The sequence below is a fragment of the Allomesorhizobium aridi genome (assembly GCF_043769475.1).
Taxonomy (GTDB): Bacteria; Pseudomonadota; Alphaproteobacteria; order Rhizobiales; family Rhizobiaceae; genus Allomesorhizobium.
The window spans coordinates 2,662,896-2,688,110 of sequence record NZ_CP171729.1 but is presented as its reverse complement, the minus strand read 5'-3'; the positions used below and the strand labels follow the sequence as shown (position 1 = coordinate 2,688,110).

Here is a 25,215-nt window from a genome sequence, read left to right as displayed (position 1 = left end):
TCAACTTTTGGTTTTGCGTGGCGTTCCGGCTAACGCGAAGCGGGCGATCCGTCGATCGCGATTTCCGGGAACTTTTCTGGAAAACCTCCATCCAATGGTTGAGGTCGCCGCATGAAGCGGCGGCATTCGTCCAGGAGATCGTCAGATGAAACTCATTCCCGCCGCGCTCGCCATACTGCTCGCCGGCTCGCTCACCGCGCTCGCGCATGATGTTCCCGCCGAGGTCGCCAAGTCGCCGCCGGCCGGCGCGTTCAAGGCCGTCAGCAGCCTGGTCAAGCTGCCGGATTTCCTGCCGGGAATGGGCCAGCTCTTCGTCGATCCGGCGAGCCTGCCTGCCGGGCCGTTCCTGGCCTACGACCATGATGGCGCGCTGGTCAGCAGCATCTACATGCTGCCGGTCAAGGATCTCAATCCGGACAAACGCTTCGAGGACCTGGCCGCGCCCGGCGGCAATGTCGACCATGTCGACGTCTACTACAATGCCGGCCATCCGGGCGTCGAGGAGCCGCATGTCCATGTCGTGCTGTGGCATGTCCCGGCGGCCGACGAGGCGAAGGTCGCGCAATGATCCTGACGCGCAGGCGCGTGCTGGAGGCCGGCGGGGGTATCCTCGCCGCCTTCCTGGCCAGGCCGGCGGTCGCGGCCCCGATCGAAATTGTCATGCAGGGGAAGGCTGACGGCTCGCATGTCTGGTTCGACCCCATCGGTTTGCACATAGAGCCGGGCCAGATCGTGCGGTGGGTCAACGAAGACCGAGGCAATTCGCATACGGTCACGTCCTACCATCCGGAGATATTCGAGCGTCCCCGGCGCATTCCGGCTAAAGCCAAGCCTTGGAATTCGGACTATCTGCTGCCGGACGAGACGTTTTCCCTGCGCTTCGACGAAGAAGGCGTCTACGATTATTATTGTGTGCCGCACGAGCACGCCGGGATGGTAGGCCGCATCGTCGTCGGAGACCCGCCGGCGGTCGAAGCCGCCGCGGAAGCGGCAGGCTTGACGCCCTTGCCTGCGGTCGCGCTGAATGGCTTTCCGCAGATCGAGGAGATCGTCGCCAAAGGCATCGTGCGGCGTGGGTGACAGGGAAATGGAGGTCTCGACATGAGTTTGGCGGTTGCCCACCCCAAAATTGATCTCGAGAGGCTGAGCGACGAGGAGCTTGTCGAAATCGCCCGGCAAGGCGGCGAAAATGCCATCCGCCTGCTCGTCAAGCGCAACAACCGGCGCCTGTTCCGGGTTGCCCGCGCCGTGGTGCGCGACGACGCCGAGGCCGAAGACATCGTGCAGGAGACCTATGTCAGCGCTTTCACCAAGCTCGATTCTTTCCGGGGAAATTCGCGGTTCTCGACCTGGCTCACCCGCATCGCCCTCAACGAGGCGCTCGGACGGGCGCGAAAACGGCGGCCTGCCGCCGAACTGGCGGAACTGGATATTTCCGACAGCGCCAATGGAGGCTCGGTGATCATGTTTCCGATTTCGCTGAAGCCGCCGGGTGCGGACGCCGAGCTCGCCCGCAAGCAGGTGCGTGATCTCCTCGAAAAGGCCGTCGACGAGCTACCCGATCCCTTCAGGCTCGTCTTCATCCTTCGCGACATCGAAGAAAGGAGCACGGAAGACACTGCGAGCCAGTTGTCGCTGAAACCGGAAACGGTGAAGACGCGGCTCCACCGGGCGCGCCGCCTGATGCGACTGGCGGTCGAAAAGCAGGTCTCGGCGACGTTTTCTGAACTTTTCCCCTTCGACGGGGCGCGGTGCGAACGGATGGCCGACCGGGTGATCGACAGATTGCGGAGCGTAGACAAGTCTTAGCCGCGGTGCTGGAGCGCCGCAGCCGAGGGAGCTGGCAAAGGGAACCAAGACTTTTCGCGGCCTGAAAATGGACGCCGAAACCCAAATCCCTTGCCCTTCATTGCCGAATCCTGTCAGTCAACCGGATGGAATTTTCTCCCCAGCAGGATGACGCGCTGAAGGCGGTGGCGCGGTGGCTGAAGTCGGGCAGGCCGCAGGTCTTCCGGCTGTTCGGCTATGCCGGCACCGGCAAGACGACGCTGGCGCGCTATTTCGCCGAACATGTCGACGGCCAGGTGCAATTCGCCGCCTTCACCGGCAAGGCGGCGCAGGTGCTGCGCTCCAAGGGCGCGGTCAACGCCCGGACGATCCATTCGCTGATCTACCGGCCGCGCGGCGAAGAGGCGGTGGCCGACGAGACGACCGGCAAGACCTCGATGTCGCCGACATTCGCGCTCAACCGGCAGAGCCCGATTTCGAAGGCGGCGCTGGTCATCATCGACGAATGCTCGATGGTCGACGAGCAGCTTGGCCGCGACCTCCTGTCGTTCGGCACGCCGGTTCTGGTGCTCGGCGATCCCGCGCAGCTGCCGCCTATTTCGGGCGGCGGCTTCTTCACCGAGCATGAACCCGACATCCTCCTGACCGAAATCCACCGGCAGGCCCGCGACAACCCGATCATCCGACTGGCGCTCGACGTGCGCGAGGGTCGCGAATTCATGCGCGGCGACTACGGCACGGCAAAAGTGATCGGCAAGGAGGAGGTGACGCAGGAACTGGTGCTCGCCGCCGACCAGGTACTTGTCGGCACCAACCGCACGCGCAAGCGCTACAACCACCGGCTTCGCGAGCTGAAAGGATTCACGGCGAGCTACCCGCAGGCCGGCGACAAGCTGGTCTGCTTGCGCAATGACCCGGCGAAGGGGCTGCTCAACGGTTCGCTGTGGAAGGTGATGACCTCGTCGCGCGAGACGGTGAAGCCGGGCATCAACCTGCTGGTCTCGCCGGAGGAGGACGATCCCGATCGCGGCGTCGCCAAGATCAAGCTGCTCAAGGCGGCATTCGAGGATCCGGACGCGGACATTCCGTGGACCCAGAAGAAGCGCTTCGACGATTTCGACTATGGCTATGCGCTGACCGTGCACAAGGCGCAGGGCTCGCAATGGAACGACATCGTGCTGTTCGACGAAAGCTACGCGTTCAAGGACACCCGTCAGCGTTGGCTCTATACCGCGATCACACGGGCGGCGCAGACGCTGACGATCGTTCGCTGATCATGCTGTGACGACGGGCCTAGCGTCGATCCATTCCCATGCCGCCGCTTCCTCATCGGCATCGAAATAGCGGGTTTCGATGGAGGTGAGCGGCCCGAATATGCCGATCACGGTGCGCAACCATCCTGGCCCTCCCACCACGGCATATTTGCGGATATGGCGCAGTGCGCGAGTCTTGCCGCGGATCGTGGTATCGGTGAACGCGGAGCTCCAGTCGAAGCCCTCATAGCGGGAGACGCGGACTAGAAGATCGATCTTGTCGTGCCCGGCGTATGCGCCCTCGAGCAGGCCGTATGCATTTTCGAGATCGGCCGCGGTGAAATGGCCGACGATCTCCAGCGCGCACAGATCATCACGGTCGGTGTCGATGCGGCGGATGGCCGGCACGGGGTCGAGCGGATGCATGCGGCGTCCTTTCGAGGGAAGTCGGTCTTGCACTGGAACACATAAATGGCCGTGTCAGTTCCCGCCGGAGCGGCTATAGAAGCGCTGCAACGAGGTCGAGACGCCCATGCCCGCCAAGCTTTCCGTAAATCTGAATGCCGTCGCCATGCTGCGCAACCGGCGCGACCTGCCGTGGCCGAGCGTGGCCGGCCTGGGGCGCATTGCACTCGCCGCCGGCGCGCATGGTCTGACGGTGCATCCGCGGCCAGACCAGCGCCATACGCGCTACTCCGACCTGCCGGAACTGCGCGCGCTGATCGATGACGAGTTCCCGCAGGCCGAGTTCAACATCGAGGGCTATCCGGCCGAGGAGTTCCTCGAACTTGTGGAAAAAAACCAGCCGGAGCAGGTGACATTAGTGCCGGACGATCCCGCTCAGGCAACCTCGGATCATGGCTGGAACTTTGCCGCGAACGCAGCGTTCCTGACCCCGATAGTCAAGCGGTTGAAGAAAAGCGGGATACGCGTGTCGCTGTTTTCCGATCCGGATCCGGACGGCGTTGCGGTCGCTCGCGACATCGGTGCGGATCGCATCGAGCTCTATACAGGCCCCTATGGCAGCTTCCATTCCGATTCAAACAAAGCTGCCAAAGAGCTGGAAAAGATTGGGCAAAACCGCCGATGCCGCAATCGTCGCCGGGCTGGGGGTGAATGCCGGGCACGATCTCGTGGTGAGCAATTTGCCGGCGCTCGCCAGGCGCATTCCGCAACTCGCCGAGGTGTCGATCGGGCATGGTTTGACGGCGGACGCGTTGGAACACGGCATGGCGGAAACCGTTCGGAGATTCCTGAAGGCCTGCGGCTGGTAAGCTATGCAACACGTGCATGGCCGTCCCGAGCAGCCATCCCAAAGCAGCATTTGCTATTGCGCTGCAGCAATCGTAGAGGACCGCCCGCTTCACCGGAGTGTTGACAATGGCCCATGCCAAAATTGGCGGTGAGGCAGAAGTTTCGGAATCGCCCCCGTCGAGTGGTCATTCGGAGAACACCAGGATTCTGATCCTGGGCGCTCTCGGCGTCGTCTATGGCGATATCGGCACCAGCCCGATTTATGCGTTCCGCGAGGCATTGCATGCTTCGTCCGGTGGAGCAATGGTCACGCGGACTGACGTGCTCGGCGTTTTGTCCCTGATCGTCTGGGCTTTGACCCTGATCGTCACGATCAAATACGTCGTCTTCGTGCTCCGAGCAGACAACAAGGGCGAGGGCGGCACTCTGTCGCTGATGGCGCTTGCGCGCGCCAGCAATCCCAACTGGTCGAAGGCAATCCTCGGTATCGGGGTCATTGGCGCGGCGCTGTTCTTCGGCGACGCCATCATCACGCCGGCGATTTCCGTTCTGTCTGCAGTCGAAGGCCTCAAGGTGGCGACGCCGGCATTCGACCCCTTCGTCGTGCCGATAACCCTGGTCATCCTGGCGGCGCTGTTCTCGGTCCAGCGCTTCGGGACGGGGAGGGTGGCCACTGTATTTGGTCCGGTTACCGGGCTGTGGTTTCTGGCGATCGGCGGTTTCGGCCTGGCCCATATCGCCGACGATCCGACGGTGTTGTTCGCGGTCAATCCCTATTATGCGGTCGTTTATCTCATCAGCCAGCCGGAAGTGGCGTTCGTCACGATCGGCGCGGTGTTCCTCGCAGTCACCGGCGCCGAAGCGCTCTATGTCGACCTCGGCCATTTCGGACGGCGGCCGATCGTGCTCGCCTGGATCGCCATCGTCTTTCCAAGCCTGCTGCTCAGCTATTTCGGGCAGGGCGCGTTCGTGCTTGCGCATGGCGGCACGCCGCAGAACCCGTTCTTCCAGATGCTGCCGGCCTGGGGACTGGTGCCGATGGTGGTGCTCGCTACGGCGGCGACCGTCATTGCCAGCCAAGCGGTCATTTCGGGTGCATTTTCGCTGACGCGGCAGGCGGTCCAGCTCAACATTCTTCCTCGCATTTCCATTCTGCATACGTCCGAAACCCAGTCCGGGCAGATCTACATGCCGCGCGTCAATCTGCTGCTGGCCCTCGGCGTCATGCTGCTGGTCGTCGGATTCGGCGAATCCAGCGCGCTGGCATCGGCATACGGCATTTCGGTAACCGGCGAGATGCTGATGACGACGATCCTGCTGTTCGTCGTCATGCGGCGCTTGTGGAAATGGCGGTTGTCGTACGCACTGGCGCTGGCGCTGGTGTTCGGCGTCGTCGATACGGGCTTCTTCCTGGCAAACGCGGTCAAGATCGCCGATGGCGGCTGGGTTTCCATCCTCGTGGCGGCCGGGATGGCGCTGATCATGAGCACGTGGATCAAGGGCACGCGCTATCTGTTCGAAAAAGACGCGCAAGAACGAGGTCCCGCTCGATTTCCTGGCCGAAAACCTGGCGAAGAAGCCGCCGCATCGGGTTCCGGGCACGGCGGTCTTCCTGACCAGCGATCCGCAAAGCGCGCCGACCGCGATGATGCACAGCCTGAAGCACTACAAGGTTCTGCACGAGCAGAACGTCATCCTGTCGGTGGTGACGGCGCAGCAACCGACGGTGCCGGACAGCGAGCGCGCCAGGATTGAACCGATCAACGACCTGTTCATGCGGGTGACGCTGAATTTCGGCTATATGGAACAGCCCAACATTCCGAAGGCGCTGGCCATCTGCCGCAAGCAGGGCTGGAAATTCGACATCATGACGACGTCGTTCTTCCTGTCGCGACGCGCCTTGAAGGCCTCGCCGAACTCCGGCATGCCAACATGGCAGGACAAGCTGTTCATCGGCCTTGCCGGCATGGCCTCGGACGCCACCGAATATTTCCAGATACCGACCGGGCGCGTGGTCGAAGTGGGCACGCAGGTTACCGTTTAGCACCTGGCCAACCTGACAAAGCCGGAACGCCGCGCTATGTCTACGGCGACAACTACGGAGGAGGCCATGGCTGTTGCGATCCGCTATATCGTGAACGATGTCGAGCAGGCGATGGGTTTTTATCGTGACATGCTCGGCTTCAGCGTCGATTTTCATCCCGCGCCCGGTTTTGCCGCGCTTTCGCGCGGCGACCTCAGGCTGCTTCTGAACCGTCCGGGAGCCGGCGGGGCAGGCCAGGCGATGCCGGAGGGCGCAACGCCCGCGCCAGGCGGCTGGAACCGCTTTCAGGTCGAATGCAACGATCTGGAAGCGATGGTTGCGGATTTGAAGGCGAAGGGATGCCGGTTCCGCAGCGACATCATTGTGGGCAACGGCGGCAAGCAGATCCTGCTCGACGATCCCTCCGGCAACGCCATCGAGCTTTTCGAGCCGGCACGGCGCTGACTGTCCGGACGGCGCTTGCGTTGCGGCAAAATATGCGGCATAGAGCCGAACCGTAACGTACGGTACGGCAGTTTACGATCTGCCGAACGTGGGCAGGATATGCAGGCAAGCCTTGAAATCGATGGCGGCGGCGGGCTGACGGATCGTCAAAAGGACGTCCTGAACGCGGCTCTGCGCCTGCTCGTCGAGGAAGGCGACCGGCTGACCATGACGGCCGTCGCGCGGCGCGCCAGCTGCTCCAAGGAAACGCTCTACAAATGGTTCGGCGACCGCGACGGGCTGCTCACCGCGACAGTTCAGTGGCAGGCGTCGAAGGTGCGCGTCGCGCCGGTCGATCGCGCCCGCATTGACCTGCCGTCGCTGACGGCGAGCCTGGACGGTTTTGCCTCCGACTGGTTGAGCGTGATTTCTTCTGAGACCTCGATCGCGCTCAACCGCGTGGCGATCGCCCGCGCCGGGTCGGATGGCCACGGGCTCGGCGCAATCGTGCTCGAAAATGGCCGCATAGCCTTGGCGCGGCGGCTGAAACCGGTGCTGGAAGCGGCGCGCGACAAGGGCCTGCTCGCATTCGACGACGCCGAGACCGCTTTCCGGAGCTTTTTCGGGCTGGTTGCCCGCGACGTACAGATCAGGCTGCTGCTCGGCGACCGGCTGAAACTGACCGAGGCGGAGATCGGCCGCGACGCGGCCTTGGCGACGCGGCAGTTTCTGGCGCTTTATGGAGCAAACGACAGTCGCGATGAGGGACGCAAGCACAAGCATCCCTCATCCTGAGGTGCGAGCGCAGCGAGCTTCGAAGGACGCACCACAAAATTCGACTTAAACCAAACTCAAAGGAAGGAAACAACATGCGCGTTTATTACGATCGTGACGCCGATCTCAATCTGATCAAGGGCAAGAAGGTCGCCATCATCGGCTATGGCAGCCAGGGCAGGGCGCATGCGCTCAACCTCAAGGATTCCGGCGCCAAGGAACTCGCGGTCGGCCTGAAGGCAGGCTCGGCGACCGCCAAGAAGGTCGAGGCCGACGGCCTCAAGGTGATGAGCGTGGCGGAAGCCGCGAAGTGGGCCGACCTGATGATGATGGCAACGCCCGACGAGCTTCAGGCCGACATCTATCGCGACGAGATCGCCCCCAACATCCGCGACGGCGCGGCGATTGCGTTCGCGCATGGCCTCAACGTGCATTTCGGCCTGATCGAGCCGAAGAAGACGGTCGACGTGCTGATGGTCGCGCCGAAAGGCCCCGGCCACACAGTGCGCGGCGAATATCAGAAAGGCGGCGGCGTGCCGTGCCTGGTCGCCGTTCACCAGGACGCTTCGGGCAACGCGCTTGAACTCGGCCTCAGCTATGCCTGCGGCGTCGGCGGCGGACGTTCCGGTATCATCGAGACCAACTTCAAGGAAGAGTGCGAAACCGACCTGTTCGGCGAGCAGGTCGTGCTGTGCGGCGGCCTGGTCGAGCTCATCCGCGCCGGCTTCGAGACGCTGGTGGAAGCCGGCTACGCGCCGGAAATGGCCTATTTCGAGTGCCTGCACGAGGTCAAGCTGATCGTCGACCTGATCTATGAAGGCGGCATCGCCAACATGAACTACTCGATCTCCAACACGGCCGAGTGGGGTGAATACGTCTCGGGCCCGCGCATCATCACCGCCGAAACCAAGGCCGAGATGAAGCGCGTGCTGAAGGACATCCAGACCGGCAAGTTCACGTCGGAATGGATGCAGGAATACCGTTCTGGCGCCGCCCGCTTCAAGGGCATCCGCCGCATGAACGACTCGCACCAGATCGAGGAAGTCGGCGAGAAGCTGCGCGCCATGATGCCGTGGATCTCGAAGAACAAGCTGGTCGACAAGGCGAAGAACTAAGGGAACTGCGGGGACAGCTTACTTTCTTGCCGCAGACGGGCGGGGCGGTTGCGCATCTGCGCGGGCGGCAAAAAGTAAACTGTCCCCCTCGGACCGCCTGTGCCGACGTGGCACAGCCTGCGTGGCACGCAATTCGCATCGCCCACCTTGCTAACCGAGGAGGTGTGCCATGAACCCGATCACCGAGAAATCCATTGGCATCGACGGGCAAGTATTCTCCGAACGGCGGGCGACGCTGCGCCGTCGTGTGCTGAAGGGCGCTACGCTGACGTTCAACAGGGGGTTTAGCGCCTTTGAATGTGTCGTTCGCAATCAGTCTACGGACGGGGCGCTGCTGTCGCTTGCCGAGACGTTTTCGCTTCCAACACAGTTCGACGTGCTGATCTCCGGCAACGACACGTTTCGCAGGGCGCACGTGCGCTGGCGGTCGATGGCCGCGCTTGGAGTGGAATTCGAATAGGAAATCAAGAACGGCGCCTCTTGCGGAGGCGCCGTTTTGCATCTGGATCGAATGTCGAACCCTGTCAGCTATAGGGCGACCAGCACTGCTGGCGCGGACCATTATAGGGCTGGAAGGTGTTGTCGTAGGCTCTGTAGGACCGGTAGCGGTCGTAGCACCATTGTACATGGGCGCTCGACAGGCCGCCGCGATATACCCGTCGCGGCGCATAGTAGCGCGGCGCGTAATAACGCGGTTCATAGTAGCGGTAGGCCGGGAAGGAGAAGTCGAGGTAGATGCTCGGACCTCGATCGCGGCGCCAGTTCCGCCGCCATGGGCGACGGTCGCGCCAGCGATCGTCGTCCCGCCAATGACGCCGGTCGCGCCAGCGATCACCATCTCTCCCGTGACGGCGCCAATAGCGTCGCCCATCCCCTCGGCGAGAGTAGCGGCCGTCCCCGCGGAATTCCCTCTGTACGAGAATAATGCCGGTGCCGCGGTCTTGGGCCGCGGGCACAGCTGCCGGGTTCAGGCCCGCGGTGATCGGAACCGCAAAGGCGGGAGCTGAAACGCCTGCCGCGACGCCGAGCGCGATCAGGCCCGAGCGAAGCAAGGACGAAAGTTTCGGTGTCATTGTCTGTCTCCAGAAACGAAACGGTCGGCCCCACGCCCCATTTTTCGACGGAGTAAGGGCAGATTGCCGTTCGATGGATGAACGGGGGATGAACAGATTTGGTTCCCGAACCGGCAGCGGCCGTGTCCGCCGCCACGGCCCCTTGTCATTGTCCCGCCGAGCAGGCAAAGCTCGCCGCATGTCGCTGCGCCTCGCCACCTTCAATGTCGAGAACCTGATGAACAGGTTCGATTATTCGGGTTTTCGCAACCATCTTCACCAGGACCGGACGCTGGCGCTGTTCCAGATCAAGGACGAGGCCGAATACCGGCTGCTTGAACAGGGCCGCGCCATTGCGCATGCAGACGACATGCGCCAACTCACCGCGCTGGCCATAGCCGAGACCCGCGCCGACATCCTGTGCCTGCAGGAGATCGATAACATGGAGGCGCTCAAGGCCTTCGAATACGGCTATCTGTTCAAGATGGTCGGGCATGGCTACCGCAACAAATACGCCAGCACCGGCAACGACACGCGCGGCATCGACGTGGCGGTGATGATGCGGGAGGAAACGGAGGACGGCCAGCCGATCGAATTCGTGCGCATGACCAGCCACGCCCATGTCACGTTCGAGGATTTCGGGCTGCACAACCCGCTGCTTTCGGAACTCGGCAACGAGGCGCACGAAAGAATCTTCCGGCGCGACTGCCTGGAGATCGACGTCAAGGTTGGCGGCAAGCCGCTGACGGTCTACTCCGTGCACTTCAAGTCGATGGGCTCGCCGCGCAACGGCGTTCCCGGCCGGGATTCCTCAATGCCGATAAGGGTGGCCGAAGCTTCGGCGGTGCGCCGCATCATCGAAAACCGCTTCGGCAAGGATCACTCAGGCAAACGCCACTGGGCCATCTGCGGCGACATGAACGATTACCGCCAGCGCGTGGTGATCGGCGGCAACGACCATGGCGGATACGAGTTCGAAGTCGTCGACGAGACCGTGGAGACCAGCGTGGACGTGCTCGTGGCCGACGGCTTCGCGGAGAACATCGTCGAAAGGCGGCCCGAACTCGATCGCTGGACGCTCTATCATACACGCGGGCCGGAGGAGCGGCATCTGTGCCAGCTCGACTACATTCTCCTGTCGCCGGCGCTGGCGCGGCACAACGCCCACGTGCTGCCCGATATCATCCGCGGCGGCCAGCCCTACCGCACGATCTTCCCGCCCGGGCAGGAGACCGGACGCTACCCGCGCACCGGCTGGGACCGGCCGAAGGCGTCCGACCACTGTCCGGTGGTCGTGACGCTCGACGTCGCCTGAGGGGCGCCCGTTGAGTTTCACCCTGCCACTCGGCGTCATCCTGCCGGTCGACGAAATCGATGTTCGGCTTGATCCAGCGCAGCACCCCTTTGAGGTGGGCAGGGAGGATGCGATTGCCGAAAACTGGCAGCGCGAGATCGCCGCCAAGCCGGCACTCTTCGACGGCACCGTCGTGCTGTTGTCGGAGTTCGGCTACGACGGCGGACGGCTCTACGGTCGTTGCCATGCGGTCGGCTATTCGACCTTCCTCTATTGGCGCAAGGACCGCGTCGCTACCGCCGCGCACGCCTTCGCGCATCCGATGCTGGTGACGAAGGACAATGCCCTGGTGGCGATCCGCATGGCGGCGCACACGGTCAATGCCGGCCGCGTCTATTTCGCGGCGGGGTCATTCGAGCCGGAGGATTTTCCGGACGGCGCGGTCGATGCACACGGCAACATGGTGCGCGAGGTGAGGGAGGAAACCGGCCTCGACATCTCCGGCGCGCGCCGCGGCGCGCGTCACTACGTCCTTGCGACCGAGCGCGGCACCGTCATCTTCCGACGCTATTTTCTCGACGAGGCGGCTGACGCAATCGCTTCACGCATCCGCGATTTCGTCGTCGGCGAGAGTGAGCCCGAGATAGAAGAACCGGTCGTCATCCGCAACGCCCGCGACTTGCCGGACGGCCTCATGCCGCACATGCCGCCGATGATCGACTGGCACTTCTCGCGAATTAAGCCGCGTCGCTTTTCGCGTCAGCTTCATTTGCGGGCTTCACGCTGAGCCGCAGGCCGAGGCTCTTGATCACGCTAAGGAACGTCGTGAGCTTGGGGTCGCCGTCCGCGCTCAGCGCCTTGTAGAGACCCTCGCGCGTCACGCCCGTCTTCTTGGCGATCTCGGACATGCCTTTGGCGCGGGCGACGCTGCCGAGTGTTATGGTGATGAGCGCCGGATCACCATCCTCGAGCGCGGCCTCGATATAAGCTGCGATCGTTTCGGGGCTGTCGAGATAGTCAGCCGCATCCCATTTGGTCGTTTCGAGAGCCATCCTCAAATCTCCTTCGCGTGCCCTTTGGCTCTTGCGATATCGCGACTCTGACTGGACTTGTCGCCACCGCAGAGAAGAATGACGATCACGGAGCCGCGTTTGGTAAAGTAAAGTCGATATCCCGGTCCGTAGTTGATCCGAAGTTCGCTTACGCCTTCGCCGATCGATTTCGAATCGCCGAAATTGCCAAGGGTCAGACGGTCGATACGGGACGCTATGCGCGCCCTGGCCTCGGAGTCCCGGAGACCATTCACCCAAACTGAGAATGTGGTCGTCTGCCGGACTTCGATCACATGTGAACTATAGTTTACATCGCATCGCTATTCAAGTTCCGGCGGCTTGCCCTCACTCATGCCTCAGCGCGTCGATCGGATCCAGCCGTGCGCCGCGGAGCGCCGGGAAAAAGCCGAACACCATGCCGATCAGCGCGGAAAATCCCACCGCCAGAAGAATGACGGCGAGGCTCGGCGCAAACGGGATCGACAGCGTCAGCGACGCTGCGCCCGCCAAGGCCAGTCCCAGCGCAATGCCAATCAGGCCGCCGAGCAGCGACAGCACCGTCGCCTCGACCAGGAACTGGATCAGTATGTGCTTCTCGTGCGCGCCGATCGCCAGCCGGATGCCGATCTCGCGCGTCCGCTCGGTCACCGAGACCAGCATGATGTTCATGATGCCGATGCCGCCAACAAGCAGGCTGACGGCGGCGACCGCGCCCAGCATGCCGGTCATTGTCGTGGTGGCGCTTGCCATGGCGTCGGCGATCTGCGTCATGTCGCGGACCTGGAAATTGTCGTCGCCGTCGGGTGGGATACGGCGCGTCTCGCGCAGGATGGTCTCGATGTCGGCCTGGACCGTCGAAGTCGCCACGCCATCTGCGGCCGACACATAGATGCTGTCGATATCGCGATCGCCGGCGATGCGGCGCTGGAAAGCGATCAGCGGCATCACTACCACATTGTCCTGATCCTGGCCGAAGCCGGAAGTGCCCTTGCGCTCCAGGACGCCGATGATCCGGCAGCTCATCCGGCCGACGCGGATAGACTGCCCGGCGGGATCGCCTGCTCCGAAGAATTCCGAGCGCACGGTTTCGCCCACAACGCAGACATTGGTTCCGCCGCGCACCTCGGACTCGGTGAAGACGCGGCCGGAAGCGGCGTTCCAGTCGCGCGCGATGAGATAATCCGTATCGGCGCCGTTCACGTCTGCGGCGACGTTTTCCGCGCCATACACGACCCGGACCTGGCGCTGCGCCGTGGCGGATACGGCCCTGACGTCGGTCAGGCCGCTCCGCAGCCCGGCCACGTCCTTGTCGTCGAGCGCGGGCGGCGTGAACGAGGTCGAGCCGGACCTGTCCGGCCGCGCGGCCCGCACGACGAGAAGATTGCTGCCGAGCTTGGAAATGTCGCCCTTGACCTTCTCGGTGGTGCCCGAGCCGATCGTGATCATGGCGATGACGGCGGCCACGCCGATGACGATGCCGAGCAGCGTCAGGAAGGAGCGCAGCACGTTGCGGCGGACCGAGATAAGCGCCAGGCGAACGGTTTCGAGGAACATCACGCCGCCTCGCGGTTGCTTGTGTCGGAGGCGACGTGGCCGTCAAGGAAGCGGATGGTGCGCTCCGCATAGGCGGCGATTTCGGCCTCGTGCGTCACCATGACGATGGTAAGGCCGAGATCGCGATTGAGACGGGTCACCAGGCTCATGATCTCGTGGCTGCGCGCCGTATCGAGATTGCCGGTCGGCTCGTCGGCGACGAGCAGCGTCGGCCGGGTGACGATGGCGCGGGCGATCGCCACGCGCTGCTGCTGGCCGCCGGAAAGCTCGGCCGGCGTATGGCTTTCGCGGCCGCTAAGGCCGACCTCCGCCAGCGCCCGCATCGCGAGCGAGCGGCGCTCGGCGGCGGCAACGCCGCGATAAATCAGCGGCAGTTCGACGTTTTCGGCCGCCGTGGTCCGCGCCAGCAGATTGTAGCCCTGGAAGACGAAGCCGACATGAAGGTTGCGCAGGAGGGCGCGGCGATTGCGGTCGAGCCGCCCGGCATCGACGCCGAGGAAGCCGTAGCGGCCGGAGGTCGGCGTATCGAGGCAGCCGATGATGTTCATGGCGGTCGACTTGCCGGAGCCGGACGGGCCCATGATCGCGACGAACTCGCCGCGCGCGATGGCGAGATCGACTCCCGCCAGCGCATGCACCTTGGCTTCACCCTTGCCGTAGGTTTTCCAGACCTTGTCGAAGCTGATCAGGGTCTTGCCGAACATGCCGCTCAGTTCCGTTCCCGCGCCGTGCCGGTGACCACCAAATCGCCGGCCGAGAGGCCGGACAGGATTTCCGTCCGCTCCCCGTCGGTCGCTCCGGTCCTGACCTTGACCGGCTCCGGCGCGCCGCCCGTGAGCACATAGAGCGTGCGTTCGCCGTCGGGCGCGGCGCTTTGCTGGCGCTGCCGATCGCCGCCCCGCCGCATGCGCGGCATGAACAGGTTTTCGAGGCTCCAGCCGCGCGAGGCGTTCTCAACCGGCGGCCGGTAGCGGAAGGCGGCGCTCGGCACCGTCAGCACCCCGCCTGCCTCGCGCGTCGTCACGGAAACCGTGGCGGTCATGCCCGGGCGCAGGAGCAGTTCGGCATTGTCGACGTCGAGGCGCGCGTCATAGGTGACGACCCCTTCGGTGGTGACCGAGGCGAAGGCAATGTCGCGAATCTCGGCGTCGAAGCGGCGGTTGGGAAACGCATCGACGGTGAAGCGCGCCGTCTGGCCGGGGCGCACCCCGCCGATGTCGGCCTCGTCGATCGCCGCTTTCAGTTCCATCTTCTTCAGGTCGGCGGCGATGACGAAAAGAACCGGCGCCTGCAGCGAGGAGGCGACGGTCTGGCCGGGATCGACCGAACGGGTGAGCACGATGCCGTCGATCGGCGCATAAATGGTGCTTTTCTGCAGGTCTGCCTGCTGCAGCTTCAGTTCGGCGACCGCAATCGCCAGATTGGCTTCGGCCATGGCGACGGCGCTGTCGGCGCGGTCACGGGCGGCGCGCGCCGTTTCCAGCGCCTGGTCGGCGACCATGCCGCGGCTCGAAAGCTGCTCGGCGCGGGAAAGCGCCCTTTCGGTTTCGGAGAGCGTCGTGCGGGTGTCTTCCACCTTCGCCTCCGCGGCCTTGGCCGAGGCTTCCGCCCGCTCGACCTGTGCCGAAAGCCGCGCGGTATCCAGGACGGCGAGCACATCACCCTTCTTGACCTCCTGGTTCTCGTTCACGGCGACTTCGCGCACGACGCCGGAAAGCTCGCTGGAAATGTCGACCTGGATCAGCGGCTGCAGCGTGCCCGTGGCCGACACCTCGACGACGAGATCGCCGATCTCGGCTGCGACGGTTGCATAGGCCGGTTCCGCTCCGGACCGGCCGAGCCAGAAATAGGAGCCTACCGCCACGGCTGCCACCAGGACGAGGCCGGCGGCCGCGTAACGCAAGCCCGGGCGACGCCTGCTGCCAGGCGTGCGGCCGTCAAGCCCGAGCTCCGACTCGATGGAGCGTCGGGTTTCGGCCTCTGGCCGGTTGACAATCTGGTCCATGCCGGACCCCAATGCGTTCGGAAATCCCTCTCAGCGACAGGTCATGCCGTTCGGGGCGGATTACAAGTTAAATTTCGCTCATGTTCAGGGGCAGTCCGATGCAGGGACGCAAATATGTGATCTACGACGTGTTCACCGGACAGCGGCTCTCCGGCAATCCGCTCGCCGTCGTGCTCGACGCCGAGGGGCTCGACACAGGCGCCATGCAGCGCATAGCCGGCGAGTTCAACCTCTCCGAAACCAGTTTCGTCACCGCGCCGCGCGACGCTTCGCACAGGGCCCGGGTGCGCATCTTCACGCCGGTCTACGAGATGCCGTTTGCCGGCCACCCAACGGTCGGCACGGCGATCGCGCTCTACGAAGCGCAGGAGGGCGAGGGCGCGGCTGCCATCTTCGTGTTCGAGGAGAATATCGGCCCGGTGCGCTGCGCCGTCACCGGCGGCAAGGCGGCGACATTCGCCGAATTCGACCTGCCGCAAGTTCCCGAAAAGCTGGCGCTTTCGGCAGATGCCGCCGCAATCGGCGCGGCGGTGGGTCTCGCGCCGCACGAGATCGGCTTCGAGAACCACCGCGTCGGCCTTTGGTCGGCCGGCGTGCCTTACATCGCCATCCCGGTTTCCGGCCTCGACGCGGCGCGCCGGGCGCGGCTCGACAACCAGGCATGGCGGGAGCTTTCACCACAGCGCGGCGACGGCAAGACCGCCAGCGCCTATGTCTATTGCCGCGAGACGGCCAGCCGCGACAACTCGTTCCATGCGCGCATGTTCGTGCCCGGCTCGCCCTCCTACGAGGATCCGGCGACGGGCTCGGCGGCGGCGGCTTTCGCCGGCGTGATCATGCAGTTCGATGCGCCGCCGGAGGGGCCGTCGCGCTTCTGGATCGAGCAGGGCGTCGAAATGGGACGCCCGTCGCGCATCAGGCTGGAGATCGACGTCGAAAACTCCGCCATGGCGGCCGCCCGGATCGGCGGCAACGCGGTGAAGGTAGCGGAAGGCGTGCTCTACGCGTGACCGAATGGCACAGGCCGACGATTTGGCGCGAATGAAGGCGGCGGGGGCTGGACAGGCCCCGAAGCTGTGGCTATATCGCGCCTGCATCGGTCGTCCGATGGTGTGGGTGCGTAGCTCAGTTGGTAGAGCAGCTGACTCTTAATCAGCGGGTCACAGGTTCGATCCCTGTCGCACCCACCATATAATTCAACGACTTAGCCGCTTGTGACACGGAACAAGAGAAGAACGTAAGACCGTGTAAGACGCGTCTCACGTCTTAACGAGACTTTTCTGTTCTTCAACCGTTCCGCCCGGAATGTTCGGCCGACATCCGGTCGAACATTGCCAACTCGCGATTGGCGAGCAGGCCCCGGTCTTTCATGAGGTCGAGCAAGCCCGCCGCGCACTGCCGCATGCGTGGCATTTCCGGCTCCTCTATCGCTTCGACGAGCGCTACACCGGCCTCGACGAAGCAGGAAGGCCGATCGACACCAACCGTGGCCTGCGGCGGCACATCAAGGCGCAGTTCCGTGCCGGCTCCGCTTACCATGTCGCTGCGATCGAGCATTTGCGCGTTGTGGACGAGGGTACCTATTCCGACATCATGATGAACCGCTAGGCCGCGGCTGATTGCGCAGCCGGCAGCTTGTCTGAAATCAGCCTAGCCAGGCGGCCAATGGCCAAGGCCGAGTAGTGATCGGTATCGTTTTCGCCAATCCTTGAAAATGCGCTCCTGTCCGAAAGAACGCATTTCCGAATAGGCGTCGACAAGGGCGTCGCCAAGGCGCTCGGCGATGATCCGCAGGGCGTCCGCTACCTTCTTCTGCTTGGCGATTAGATCAGGGCGCAACGGAGCGGCATAAGAAACCCACACTACCGGCCGACCGCCGAGGTGGCGGCGGGCTTCCGCCAATGTCGCGACTATCTCCGCGCGCGTCAGTGAATGGATGCTGCGTCCCGCATTCTCTCCCAGCCTGTTGCCGAGGAACGTGCCGATCGCCAGCGGCCCTACCATGTGCTCCGCAGAAGTCGACACCTCGATCACGAAGGCGGCGTGTTCGTGCAACGTTGGCCTCATGGCGTTAACATTCGCAAGCACCTCTGACCGATCCAGTCCCGCAGCGATAGCATCGTAAGCCTCGGTCGAGATCAGATGAAGGTTGGCGTCTGTGTAGTGGTAAGGCCGTCCGCGCATATGCTGAACGAACTGTAGCATCTGGCGCGGCGACATGAACCGATGCGGCGGCTGCGTGCCAGGTGATGGCGGAATTGCGGTCTCTGTGCCCTGAGTTCGCAGAAGACGGGCCGCATCGTACAGCCGGCAAGTTCCGAGAAAAAACACGCTCATTCCGCTGCCCCCCGCAAGCCACGCTCCTACCAGTTTCGCAAAACCCGCGCCGTCTTTAACCCGCCGCCGCTGTCTTAGATTGTATTGCCGCTGCACAACGACCGATCCGCGAACTTCACACGATGAAGAAATCGGCGTTGGTAAGCGCCAACCCGGAAGCGAGGTCGGCGAACAGGTAGTTGCCGCCGGCGGCGTTGCCGTTGCTGTCGTACCAAAGCCTGCCAGAGTCGCTTTCGTAGATGATACGGTCGTCGGCGTCCTGTGCGGTGCCGGTCAGGTTGGTTCTAAACCCGCCGGCCAACAAGGTGCCGACACCACCCGCGCCGCTACCACTGGCTTGTGTGAAGATAGAATTTTCAAGCTGGATAATGTCATTCACAACGTTGAAGTCAGTGATGGTGTCGATATTGCCTGCGCCCAAAACCGTGTTGAACACGAAGCTGTCGTTGCCGTAGCCGCCCGTCAGGGTGTCGCTGCCTTCGCGGCCATTTATCCCGTTGTTGGCGCCGTTGCCGACGATGGTGTTGGCGAGGCTGTTGCCTGTGGTGTTGATGTTGCCCGAGCCGGAGAGCCGGATCACCTCGACGAACTGGTCGACAAAAGCCTTGGACACGGTGGTGTCGACGGTGTCGGTGCCGGCGCCATTGGCCTCGATCGTGCGGTCGAGCACATTGTCGACATAATAGGTGTCGTTGCCCAAGCCACCTTGCATGACATCAATGCCGCCGCGCCCGTCGATGGCGTTGTTGCCGCTATTGCCGGTGATGGTGTTGTCAAGGTTGTTGCCGATGGCGCTGATCGAGCCGGTGCCCAAAAGCACCATGTTCTCGACGAACTGCGACACCACCGAGAAGCTGACGCTGGTCTGCACGGTGTCCGTGCCGGTGCCCTCACCGTTCGCCTCGAACACCTTGTCGCCTATGCTGTCGACAAAGTAGGTATCGTTGCCATTGCCGCCGATCATGGTGTCCGCGCCGACGCCGCCGTCAAGCGTGTCGTTGTCGTCGCCGCCGTCGAGCGTATTTTTGCCGGCGCCGCTGCGCAGCGTGTCGTTGCCCGCGTCACCCAGGATGGCCCCCGTGACGAGGCCCGCCACGCCGTTGTAGATGTCATTGCCGCTGCCGAGGAACACGTCGCCGTCGATCGTGCCGCGGTTGACGATGCTGTCGTTGCTGCCGCCTGCCGTACAGTTGATGTCGCCGTCGATCAGGCCACGGTTGTTGAGCGAGATTCCCGGACCCCCGAAGAAGGGAGTGGAGGTGAAAATCGCAGCCTGCGTTCCCCTGATGATCCCGCCGGCGGCATTGTCGATGGTCCATATTGCCGACGGACTTTCGATGTTGACCCAGATTCCATTACCGTCCGATGAGATCACGCCCGAGTTGTTGATGACGCCGCCATTGCCGCCGGCCGCGAAGACTCCCTCAGTCCTGCCGAAGATCTCACCGTCGTTGTTCAGGACGCTGCTGCTCATGCTTACGCCACTAACCCGATAACCATTCACTGAGCCGTGATTGTTGACGGTTCCGCTGGCGATGGACAAACCGCTCATTCCGACAATGCTGGCTCCGGCGTTGTTTGTGATCGCACCGTCGACGTCAAAAAATCGAACACCGTAGCCTTGCAGGTCACCGGAAAAGATGTAGCCATTATTGATGAGCGTGCTGCGCGCATGGATGCTAACGATGCCGTGATTGTCCTGCGAACCGACGAGGACGCCCGAAAGGATCGTCCATGTCTCGTCAGCGGCTACGTAGATGATGGCCGAGGGGCCGTCGGTCTGTTCGATATAGATGTCTGTCGATTGAACGCCCATCATTTCCTCCTGTGAAATCGGCCAGCGCCGTGGTCAGTGAATAAAGTCGATCACTCGTCGATGTAGAGTTGACGATGAAGTCGTCGCCCATGTTGACTGTAAGGTCGGGGCTGCCGTCGGCATTGTAGACGCGGGGCGCGGATGTCGGCGTTGATGCCAACACCGAGAGAGCGCCACGTCACGACAAAGCGGCCGTCAGTCAGCGCCGTCACCGAAGACATTGATTGGACGTTCGCTGTCGTTGTGTTTATGGGGAAGTCGTTACCGGCGACGCTGCCGTCGGAATTAAAGATCCGGCCGAGGATGTTTTGGTCAACGCCATCACTGTGCGTCCGCGTCACGACGAAGCGACTGTCGGCCAGTGCCGTGATCGATGGATCGAATTGTGAACCCGTTACCGTCGAATTGACGATGAGTTCCTGTCCGATGCGTCCCATAGGCATGGTAATCTCCGTTTGCGGATGATGAAGGATGGTTCGTTTCGCTAAGCCTTGTGTTTGCTGCGGAGGGACCGGCCGCGCGGTGCGATCCGCGCAATCATTGCCAGCCCGGTGCCGGGCGTGGCGAAGATAGCGCGGCGCCCGGCGGCGGCGCCATTGGCGTCGGCCATCAGGCCAGCGCGGCAGAGCGCGTTCTCGTTTCCTGGAGATGTGAATGCGGCCACAGTATCCCCCACACTACCGCAATCCATATTCGTGGATCGCATGCATCCGGTCCGCCTGCAGGCAGAATACTGAAGACCGGCAAGTGCCGTCGCGTGTGCTAAAATCTCCGCCCCGCGATGATATTTCCACGCGGAGCCCAGACTGGCCGCTTCTCGAGGCCCCCGTAGATCTGGGAGTACCCAGATTGCTCCATTCAACCTGCACGCGCAAGTGGGTGGACTTGCGGGGGGCCTGGTTGATCCCGGCGGCATGGGTTTAGCGGACAGGCGTATGGGTCGTGCACGAAACAGGGATGCGCGCCGGAAGTTCGCTCCGGCGCGCATCCCTGTTGTTTTCGGGCCGATCAACGGGCTCGCCGGATGTCGAAAATCCGAAACGAGTGTTTTCCCCGGCCTGCAGCCGGCGGCGATCCGCCTCAAACGATGAAGAAATCGGCGTTGGTAAGCGCCAGTCCGGAAGCGAGGTCGGCGAACAGGTAGTTGCCGCCAGCGGCGTTGCCGTTGCTGTCGTACCAAAGCTTGCCAGAGTCGCTTTCGTAGATGATACGGTCGTCGGCGTCCTGTGCGGCGCCTGTGTTATTGGTCCTGAACTGGCCGGCCAACAAGGTGCCGAGGCCGCCACCGCCGCCACCACCGGCTTGCGTGAAGATAAAATCTTCAAGCTGGATAATGTCATCCACAACGTTGAAGTCAGTGATGGTGTCGACGTTGGTCGTGCCGTTCAGCCCGGTCCGGAACAAGAAGGCATCTGCGCCGAGCGCCCCGGTAAGAACATTGTTTGCGGCATTGCCGGCGATCGTGTTGGCGAGATTGTTGCCCGTGGCATTGATCACTGCGGTTCCGGTCAGCGTGATGTTCTCCACGAATTGCGCGGCGGCCGAATAGGTCACGGACGAGTTCACCGTATCGGTGCCGGTGCCGGCTCCGTTCGCCTCGACCACCTTGTCGGCCGCATTGTCGACGTAATAGGTGTCGTTGCCCAATCCACCCGTCATGGTGTCGGCACCGCCGCGCCCGTCGATGGCGTTGTTGCCATCGTTGCCAGTGATGGTGTTGTTCAGATTGTTGCCGACGGCGTTGATCGAGCCGGTGCCAAGCAACACCATCTTCTCGACGAACTGCGCGACCACCGAATAGTTGACGGAGGTTCGGACGGTATCAATGCCCGTGCCGGCCCCATTCGCTTCGAAAACCTTGTCGCCGATGTTGTCGACGATGAACGTGTCGTTGCCGGTGCCGCCGTACATGGTGTCGGCGCCGACGCCGCCGTCAAGCGTGTCGTTGCCATCGGTGCCGTACATCATGTCGATGCCCGTGCCGCCGTTGAGCAGGTCGTTCCCGTCGCCGCCGGAGAGCAGATCGTCTTCGCTGCCGCCGTTCAGTTCGTCGTTGCCGCCGCCGCCGACAAAGTAGTCCTGACCGCCGAGGCCGTGAACGATGTCGCGCAATTCATCGCCTATGAAAAAGTCGCCCGTACCATCCCCGGTCGTGGTGCGCACGATCTCCGTTATTTGGGCGCCGATCTGTCCGCCACTGCCGTCGGTGGTGTTGTCCTGCCATGCGGTGACGAATTGACCGGCAAGCAGCCCGGCGACAGCCGACTTCACATCCATATCGGCGGAAACGGTGATGCGGAATTCACCCATCACCGCGACACCCTCAGCGGTGTACACGCGCGCTATGACATCGGAATCGGTCACGGTATACTGCCTGGTCCAGCTGACCACGATGAAGCCGTTCTCCAGGACCGCGATGTCGGGTTCGATATCGGCCTGCGTGGAAGGATTGTTGACGCGGATGAAGCTGCCAGGCGTGATGTTGGCGCCGCCGTTGAAAATCTGCAGCGCGATGCCCGAATTGCCGCTGTCGGCGCCGTCCCAGCCGGTGTCGGTATAGACCACCGCCCATTTGCCGTCTGCCAGGCCGACCACCTTCGACTGGGTGTTGTCGGCGCCAGTGGCGACGTTGAAGTCGTTCACATGCGTCGAGCCGTCGGCATTGTAGATACGGGCGCGTATCGTCGTCTGGTCGGCCAGATCGGTGTCGGTATAGGTGACGACATAGCCGCCGGTGCTCAAAGCCGCGACGGCGCCGTCTGCCTGGTGGCCTGAGAGCGTATTGACCTGCTGGCCGGTATCGATTTTTACGCCCTCGTTGGTGTAGCGAGTTTGGGAGACGTTGCCCCCTGATGTTTGCGTAACCACGAATCCGCCGAATTCCAGGGCTGCGACCTGAACGTCTCTATCCACGCCGTCAGCTATGCCCAACATGAGATAGATCTCACCGCCGATCGGTTCCCCGGCGGTCGTGTACAAATGACCCTTGACGCCGGCAGCGCCGGGCACATCATTCTCCCAGGTCACCAATACATTCCCGTTATCGAGTTCGATCAGCTGCGGCTGGCCCATGGCCTTGGTGGTCGCGTCAAAAGGTATCTTGAACGTGCCGACCGGGTTGTGGGCGGCATCGTAGAAGTCGACCAGGACAAAGCCGTCGGCAATGTTGTTATTGTTGTAGGCGACGGCGAAGCCGCCATTCGACAGGCCGGTCACCTCCGGCAAAAGCTGGTCGCCGGGTTCGAAGCTGCTGGCCTGGAACTCGGTCTTGGTTGCGAGGTGGGAATAGGTGCTGGTGAGAGACATCTTGGTACTTTCCTAAGAGACAGCGGGATTGCTCCGGGGCGAGTGCCTTCGGCGAAAAACTGTCGACAAAAGTGGAGGTTGACCGGCTCAGTCGGTTGCGTGGAACGCCGCTATTTCGACGCCTACTGTAACCGGAAGATGTCGCCCGATACGCGGTTTGGTTGCAAGCTGTTTCATTCGATGTCGCCGTTGACGAGCAGAGCGGTTGAAGCGTTGCTGCTGGTTCGCGAGGGCAAAAGCGCGAACAACATGAATCTGCCGCCGAGGAGTTGTTTGCGTTTGACGTGGCTCCCGGCGTATTCATTCCGTCGGCGGTAGTGTGACGGGCGGTCCGCGCCGGGTTGGCGCAAACGGAGGTCTGACGATGCGGCTATACCTGGTCTTGGCGATGCTGGCGGCGGCAGCTTTGGCTTCCGGCTGCCTCGGTCCGGACTCCACCCAGACATACCGCTGGGCGTGCACGGACCGGCCCTATGACGCCGGTTTCTGCGAGCAGCCGACCAACTGGCGCCTGTTCGGGCCGCGTACGGGGCCATTTATCGGCCTTCGATAGCGTGCACACTCGTACAATTGACGTACGCCGGCCAACGCCCTTTACTCACGTCGATGACAAGTGGAGAGCTGCCGGTGGGCAACCGTTTCAAATTCACTGGATGCGCGGCGGCCGCCTGCCTTCTGTTCTTCGGCGCGGCAAGCGCCTCTGTCGACACCCTGAAAATCCGCTGGAGCGAACTGCGGCCGGAGAGCGGCAAACCTCCGGCAACGACTGCTGCGAGCGGCGGCCAGGGCGGCGAAACGCTGGCGTGGGATCTTCAGGGCAAGACGATCGAACTGACCGGGTACCTGCTGCCTGTCGATCGCGAAGGCGATCTTGTCTACGAGTTCATGCTCCTGCCATGGGGCGGCCTTTGCGCCCACGTGCCGCCGCCTCCGCCCAACCAGACGGTCCACGTCACTTCCGAGCGGCCCTACAAGCTGACCGAGATATATGAGCCCGTGTCGATATCGGGCGTGCTGAAGCCGGGTCTCGAAACGACGCAACTGTTCGTGCTGGACGGCGTGACGGTTATCCAGTCGGGCTACAGCATCGGCCGCGCAAAGGTCGCCAAGGCCGGGACCGCCGGCGACGCCGCAACGCCGCGCAAGGCGACGCCCTGGAATTTCCTGAAGAAGTGACGGGACTTCAGGAGCGCATCGGGCGCGTCAGGCGGGCTGCGGGCGCGTCGTCCTGCCCGCCAGATTGAGCAGATTGCCGGTCAGGATGAGTGCTGCGCCGAGCGCGGTAAGCGCGTCGATCTGCTCGGAATAAAGCAGCCAGCCAACGGCCGCCGTCGCCGGCACGCGCAGGAAATCCATCGGCATCACCACCGTCGCGTCGGCATGCACCATGGCGCGGGCCATGCAGTAATGCGCGAAGGATCCGGCAAACGCGATGACCAGGATCCACGGCCAGACTTCAGCCGAGGGCTGCTGCCAGACGTAGATCGCGGGAACGAGGCCGATGATCGACTGGATGATCAGCATCCAGAAGATGATCGCAACTACGGTTTCGGTGCGGGTTAGCGATTTCACCATCGCAAATGAGATCGCGAAGGCGAAGGCGGCAGAAAGCACGACAAGCTGGCCGGGATCGAAGGCGTCGACGCCGGGGCGCACGATGATCGTCACGCCGATCAGCCCGAGCACGATCGCGGTGATCTTCCAGATGTTCATGCGCTCGCCGAGGAAGCTGACCGCGAGCAGGGCGGTCCAGATCGGGGCCGTGAACTCGATGGCGATGAGTTGCGCCAGCGGGATCATGGTGAGCGCCAGCAGCCAGGCGAACTGGCCGGCATAGTGGGCGATGTTGCGGCCGACATGCTGCCAGGGACGCTGCGTCCGCATCGCGCCAAAGCCGCCGGCGATCCGGATCAGCGGATAGAGCATGAACAGCCCGACGACGGAGCGCATCTCCATTACCTGGAACACGTCGAGCTCGCGCGTGGTCTCCCGGCCGGCAATGGTCATCAGGAGCATGCAGGCCAGCGAGCAGGCCATCCAGAATGCCGCGAGAAGGTTCGATTGCCGGTTCATGGCGGCGGTTTCGCAAGCGAGCGATCGAGTTGCAACGGCTAGGCTGCGTCAATCGAATGGTCCAACGGCTTTTCG

General features: G+C 63.1%; 25 protein-coding genes, 1 tRNA gene and 2 pseudogenes. 16 read left to right on the top strand and 12 right to left on the bottom strand.

Features of this window, described 5'->3' with window-relative positions; translation table 11 throughout:
- Positions 1-145 precede the first annotated feature (145 nt).
- From ACG873_RS15270 to ACG873_RS15255, 4 genes are all read left to right on the top strand, one after another.
- The gene (locus tag ACG873_RS15270; protein ID WP_394892796.1) at positions 146-568 is read left to right on the top strand and encodes a DUF5602 domain-containing protein; all 423 of its coding nucleotides are present in this window, start codon (positions 146-148) and stop codon (positions 566-568) included.
- Positions 565-1,080 (top strand): plastocyanin/azurin family copper-binding protein, encoded by a 516-nt coding sequence (locus ACG873_RS15265; RefSeq protein WP_394892795.1) that lies wholly within the window; start codon positions 565-567, stop codon positions 1,078-1,080. Before ACG873_RS15270 ends, ACG873_RS15265 begins: the two co-directional genes overlap by 4 nt.
- Positions 1,081-1,101: 21 nt before the next feature.
- Complete coding sequence (locus ACG873_RS15260) at positions 1,102-1,809, top strand: RNA polymerase sigma factor (RefSeq protein WP_394892794.1); 708 nt, start codon at positions 1,102-1,104, stop codon at positions 1,807-1,809.
- A gap of 125 nt (positions 1,810-1,934) precedes the next feature.
- Complete coding sequence (locus ACG873_RS15255) at positions 1,935-3,062, top strand: ATP-dependent DNA helicase (protein WP_394892792.1); 1,128 nt, start codon at positions 1,935-1,937, stop codon at positions 3,060-3,062.
- On the opposite strand, the gene ACG873_RS15250 is transcribed toward ACG873_RS15255, so the two are convergent.
- A complete protein-coding gene (locus ACG873_RS15250; RefSeq protein WP_394892791.1) occupies positions 3,063-3,467 on the bottom strand; it encodes an STAS/SEC14 domain-containing protein in 405 nt (134 codons plus the stop codon).
- Positions 3,468-3,573: 106 nt separating this feature from the next.
- On the opposite strand from ACG873_RS15250, the pseudogene ACG873_RS15245 reads away from it, so the two are divergent.
- The 6 genes and pseudogenes from ACG873_RS15245 to ACG873_RS15220 all read left to right on the top strand — a co-directional run bounded on the left by ACG873_RS15245 (position 3,574) and on the right by ACG873_RS15220 (position 9,111).
- Positions 3,574-4,315, top strand: a pseudogene (locus ACG873_RS15245) (pyridoxine 5'-phosphate synthase).
- A 106-nt stretch (positions 4,316-4,421) separates the two neighbouring features.
- Positions 4,422-6,339: pseudogene (locus ACG873_RS15240) on the top strand (potassium transporter Kup).
- A 66-nt stretch (positions 6,340-6,405) separates the two neighbouring features.
- Complete coding sequence (locus tag ACG873_RS15235) at positions 6,406-6,783, top strand: VOC family protein (protein ID WP_394892789.1); 378 nt, start codon at positions 6,406-6,408, stop codon at positions 6,781-6,783.
- A 99-nt stretch (positions 6,784-6,882) separates the two neighbouring features.
- The gene (locus tag ACG873_RS15230) at positions 6,883-7,557 is read left to right on the top strand and encodes a TetR/AcrR family transcriptional regulator (protein WP_394892788.1); all 675 of its coding nucleotides are present in this window, start codon (positions 6,883-6,885) and stop codon (positions 7,555-7,557) included.
- Between the two features lie 74 nt (positions 7,558-7,631).
- On the top strand, positions 7,632-8,651 hold the full coding sequence (gene ilvC / locus ACG873_RS15225) for a ketol-acid reductoisomerase (RefSeq protein ID WP_394892787.1): 1,020 nt from the start codon (positions 7,632-7,634) through the stop codon (positions 8,649-8,651).
- Positions 8,652-8,820: 169 nt separating this feature from the next.
- Positions 8,821-9,111, top strand: coding sequence for a PilZ domain-containing protein (locus tag ACG873_RS15220; RefSeq protein ID WP_394892785.1), 291 nt, complete (start codon positions 8,821-8,823; stop codon positions 9,109-9,111).
- Positions 9,112-9,175: 64 nt separating this feature from the next.
- Here the strand turns inward: ACG873_RS15220 and ACG873_RS15215 are convergent, their stop codons facing one another.
- Entirely contained in the window at positions 9,176-9,724 is a 549-nt protein-coding gene (locus ACG873_RS15215) for a BA14K family protein (RefSeq protein WP_394892784.1), read from the bottom strand.
- Between the two features lie 178 nt (positions 9,725-9,902).
- On the opposite strand from ACG873_RS15215, the gene ACG873_RS15210 reads away from it, so the two are divergent.
- Both ACG873_RS15210 and ACG873_RS15205 read left to right on the top strand, forming a co-directional pair.
- Entirely contained in the window at positions 9,903-11,018 is a 1,116-nt protein-coding gene (locus tag ACG873_RS15210) for an endonuclease/exonuclease/phosphatase family protein (RefSeq protein WP_394892782.1), read from the top strand.
- 10 nt (positions 11,019-11,028) lie between these two features.
- Complete coding sequence (locus tag ACG873_RS15205; protein ID WP_394892781.1) at positions 11,029-11,784, top strand: hypothetical protein; 756 nt, start codon at positions 11,029-11,031, stop codon at positions 11,782-11,784.
- Here ACG873_RS15205 and ACG873_RS15200 read toward each other — a convergent pair.
- Genes ACG873_RS15200 through ACG873_RS15180 form a run of 5 tightly spaced genes read right to left on the bottom strand, consistent with a single transcriptional unit; the run spans position 11,735 to position 15,608 of the window.
- Complete coding sequence (locus ACG873_RS15200) at positions 11,735-12,049, bottom strand: addiction module antidote protein (protein ID WP_394892780.1); 315 nt, start codon at positions 12,047-12,049, stop codon at positions 11,735-11,737. The genes ACG873_RS15205 and ACG873_RS15200 overlap by 50 nt on opposite strands.
- A gap of 2 nt (positions 12,050-12,051) precedes the next feature.
- The gene (locus ACG873_RS15195) at positions 12,052-12,342 is read right to left on the bottom strand and encodes a type II toxin-antitoxin system RelE/ParE family toxin (RefSeq protein WP_394892778.1); all 291 of its coding nucleotides are present in this window, start codon (positions 12,340-12,342) and stop codon (positions 12,052-12,054) included.
- 52 nt (positions 12,343-12,394) lie between these two features.
- A complete protein-coding gene (locus ACG873_RS15190) occupies positions 12,395-13,603 on the bottom strand; it encodes an ABC transporter permease (RefSeq protein ID WP_394892776.1) in 1,209 nt (402 codons plus the stop codon).
- Positions 13,603-14,307 carry an ABC transporter ATP-binding protein gene (locus tag ACG873_RS15185; RefSeq protein ID WP_394892775.1) on the bottom strand — a complete coding sequence of 235 codons (705 nt, stop codon included), beginning with the start codon at positions 14,305-14,307 and terminating at the stop codon, positions 13,603-13,605. The genes ACG873_RS15190 and ACG873_RS15185 overlap by 1 nt, the downstream gene beginning before the upstream one ends.
- 5 nt (positions 14,308-14,312) lie before the next feature.
- On the bottom strand, positions 14,313-15,608 hold the full coding sequence (locus tag ACG873_RS15180; RefSeq protein ID WP_394892774.1) for an efflux RND transporter periplasmic adaptor subunit: 1,296 nt from the start codon (positions 15,606-15,608) through the stop codon (positions 14,313-14,315).
- A 98-nt stretch (positions 15,609-15,706) separates the two neighbouring features.
- Here ACG873_RS15180 and ACG873_RS15175 point away from each other — a divergent pair, with 98 nt between their 5' ends.
- From ACG873_RS15175 to ACG873_RS15165, 3 genes are all read left to right on the top strand, one after another.
- Positions 15,707-16,618, top strand: coding sequence for a PhzF family phenazine biosynthesis protein (locus ACG873_RS15175; RefSeq protein WP_394892773.1), 912 nt, complete (start codon positions 15,707-15,709; stop codon positions 16,616-16,618).
- 104 nt (positions 16,619-16,722) lie between these two features.
- Positions 16,723-16,798, top strand: a tRNA-Lys gene (locus ACG873_RS15170).
- A 115-nt stretch (positions 16,799-16,913) separates the two neighbouring features.
- Positions 16,914-17,216 carry a hypothetical protein gene (locus tag ACG873_RS15165; protein ID WP_394892771.1) on the top strand — a complete coding sequence of 101 codons (303 nt, stop codon included), beginning with the start codon at positions 16,914-16,916 and terminating at the stop codon, positions 17,214-17,216.
- 42 nt (positions 17,217-17,258) lie between these two features.
- Here the strand turns inward: ACG873_RS15165 and ACG873_RS15160 are convergent, their stop codons facing one another.
- The 4 genes from ACG873_RS15160 to ACG873_RS15145 all read right to left on the bottom strand — a co-directional run bounded on the left by ACG873_RS15160 (position 17,259) and on the right by ACG873_RS15145 (position 23,067).
- Complete coding sequence (locus ACG873_RS15160) at positions 17,259-17,663, bottom strand: hypothetical protein (RefSeq protein WP_394892770.1); 405 nt, start codon at positions 17,661-17,663, stop codon at positions 17,259-17,261.
- 397 nt (positions 17,664-18,060) lie between these two features.
- On the bottom strand, positions 18,061-19,764 hold the full coding sequence (locus ACG873_RS15155; protein WP_394892769.1) for a calcium-binding protein: 1,704 nt from the start codon (positions 19,762-19,764) through the stop codon (positions 18,061-18,063).
- A 47-nt stretch (positions 19,765-19,811) separates the two neighbouring features.
- Positions 19,812-20,204 (bottom strand): hypothetical protein, encoded by a 393-nt coding sequence (locus ACG873_RS15150; protein ID WP_394892768.1) that lies wholly within the window; start codon positions 20,202-20,204, stop codon positions 19,812-19,814.
- 637 nt (positions 20,205-20,841) lie between these two features.
- A complete protein-coding gene (locus ACG873_RS15145; RefSeq protein WP_394892767.1) occupies positions 20,842-23,067 on the bottom strand; it encodes a calcium-binding protein in 2,226 nt (741 codons plus the stop codon).
- 627 nt (positions 23,068-23,694) lie between these two features.
- Here ACG873_RS15145 and ACG873_RS15140 point away from each other — a divergent pair.
- The gene (locus ACG873_RS15140) at positions 23,695-24,243 is read left to right on the top strand and encodes a DUF3299 domain-containing protein (protein WP_394892765.1); all 549 of its coding nucleotides are present in this window, start codon (positions 23,695-23,697) and stop codon (positions 24,241-24,243) included.
- Between the two features lie 27 nt (positions 24,244-24,270).
- Here the strand turns inward: ACG873_RS15140 and ACG873_RS15135 are convergent, their stop codons facing one another.
- On the bottom strand, positions 24,271-25,140 hold the full coding sequence (locus ACG873_RS15135; protein ID WP_394892764.1) for a DMT family transporter: 870 nt from the start codon (positions 25,138-25,140) through the stop codon (positions 24,271-24,273).
- Positions 25,141-25,215 lie beyond the last annotated feature (75 nt).

Coding starts and splice junctions, on each gene's coding strand:
- ACG873_RS15185 (WP_394892775.1), bottom strand. CDS start 14,307: ATGTTCGGCAAGACCCTGATCAGCTTCGACAAGGTCTGGAAAACCTAC.
- ACG873_RS15165 (WP_394892771.1), top strand. CDS start 16,914: ATGTTCGGCCGACATCCGGTCGAACATTGCCAACTCGCGATTGGCGAG.
- ACG873_RS15210 (WP_394892782.1), top strand. CDS start 9,903: ATGTCGCTGCGCCTCGCCACCTTCAATGTCGAGAACCTGATGAACAGG.
- ACG873_RS15180 (WP_394892774.1), bottom strand. CDS start 15,608: ATGGACCAGATTGTCAACCGGCCAGAGGCCGAAACCCGACGCTCCATC.
- ACG873_RS15255 (WP_394892792.1), top strand. CDS start 1,935: ATGGAATTTTCTCCCCAGCAGGATGACGCGCTGAAGGCGGTGGCGCGG.
- ACG873_RS15155 (WP_394892769.1), bottom strand. CDS start 19,764: ATGATGGGCGTTCAATCGACAGACATCTATATCGAACAGACCGACGGC.
- ACG873_RS15145 (WP_394892767.1), bottom strand. CDS start 23,067: ATGTCTCTCACCAGCACCTATTCCCACCTCGCAACCAAGACCGAGTTC.
- ACG873_RS15175 (WP_394892773.1), top strand. CDS start 15,707: ATGCAGGGACGCAAATATGTGATCTACGACGTGTTCACCGGACAGCGG.
- ACG873_RS15220 (WP_394892785.1), top strand. CDS start 8,821: ATGAACCCGATCACCGAGAAATCCATTGGCATCGACGGGCAAGTATTC.
- ACG873_RS15270 (WP_394892796.1), top strand. CDS start 146: ATGAAACTCATTCCCGCCGCGCTCGCCATACTGCTCGCCGGCTCGCTC.
- ACG873_RS15135 (WP_394892764.1), bottom strand. CDS start 25,140: ATGAACCGGCAATCGAACCTTCTCGCGGCATTCTGGATGGCCTGCTCG.
- ilvC (WP_394892787.1), top strand. CDS start 7,632: ATGCGCGTTTATTACGATCGTGACGCCGATCTCAATCTGATCAAGGGC.
- ACG873_RS15190 (WP_394892776.1), bottom strand. CDS start 13,603: ATGTTCCTCGAAACCGTTCGCCTGGCGCTTATCTCGGTCCGCCGCAAC.
- ACG873_RS15265 (WP_394892795.1), top strand. CDS start 565: ATGATCCTGACGCGCAGGCGCGTGCTGGAGGCCGGCGGGGGTATCCTC.
- ACG873_RS15235 (WP_394892789.1), top strand. CDS start 6,406: ATGGCTGTTGCGATCCGCTATATCGTGAACGATGTCGAGCAGGCGATG.
- ACG873_RS15150 (WP_394892768.1), bottom strand. CDS start 20,204: ATGCCTATGGGACGCATCGGACAGGAACTCATCGTCAATTCGACGGTA.
- ACG873_RS15260 (WP_394892794.1), top strand. CDS start 1,102: ATGAGTTTGGCGGTTGCCCACCCCAAAATTGATCTCGAGAGGCTGAGC.
- ACG873_RS15250 (WP_394892791.1), bottom strand. CDS start 3,467: ATGCATCCGCTCGACCCCGTGCCGGCCATCCGCCGCATCGACACCGAC.
- ACG873_RS15230 (WP_394892788.1), top strand. CDS start 6,883: ATGCAGGCAAGCCTTGAAATCGATGGCGGCGGCGGGCTGACGGATCGT.
- ACG873_RS15200 (WP_394892780.1), bottom strand. CDS start 12,049: ATGGCTCTCGAAACGACCAAATGGGATGCGGCTGACTATCTCGACAGC.
- ACG873_RS15215 (WP_394892784.1), bottom strand. CDS start 9,724: ATGACACCGAAACTTTCGTCCTTGCTTCGCTCGGGCCTGATCGCGCTC.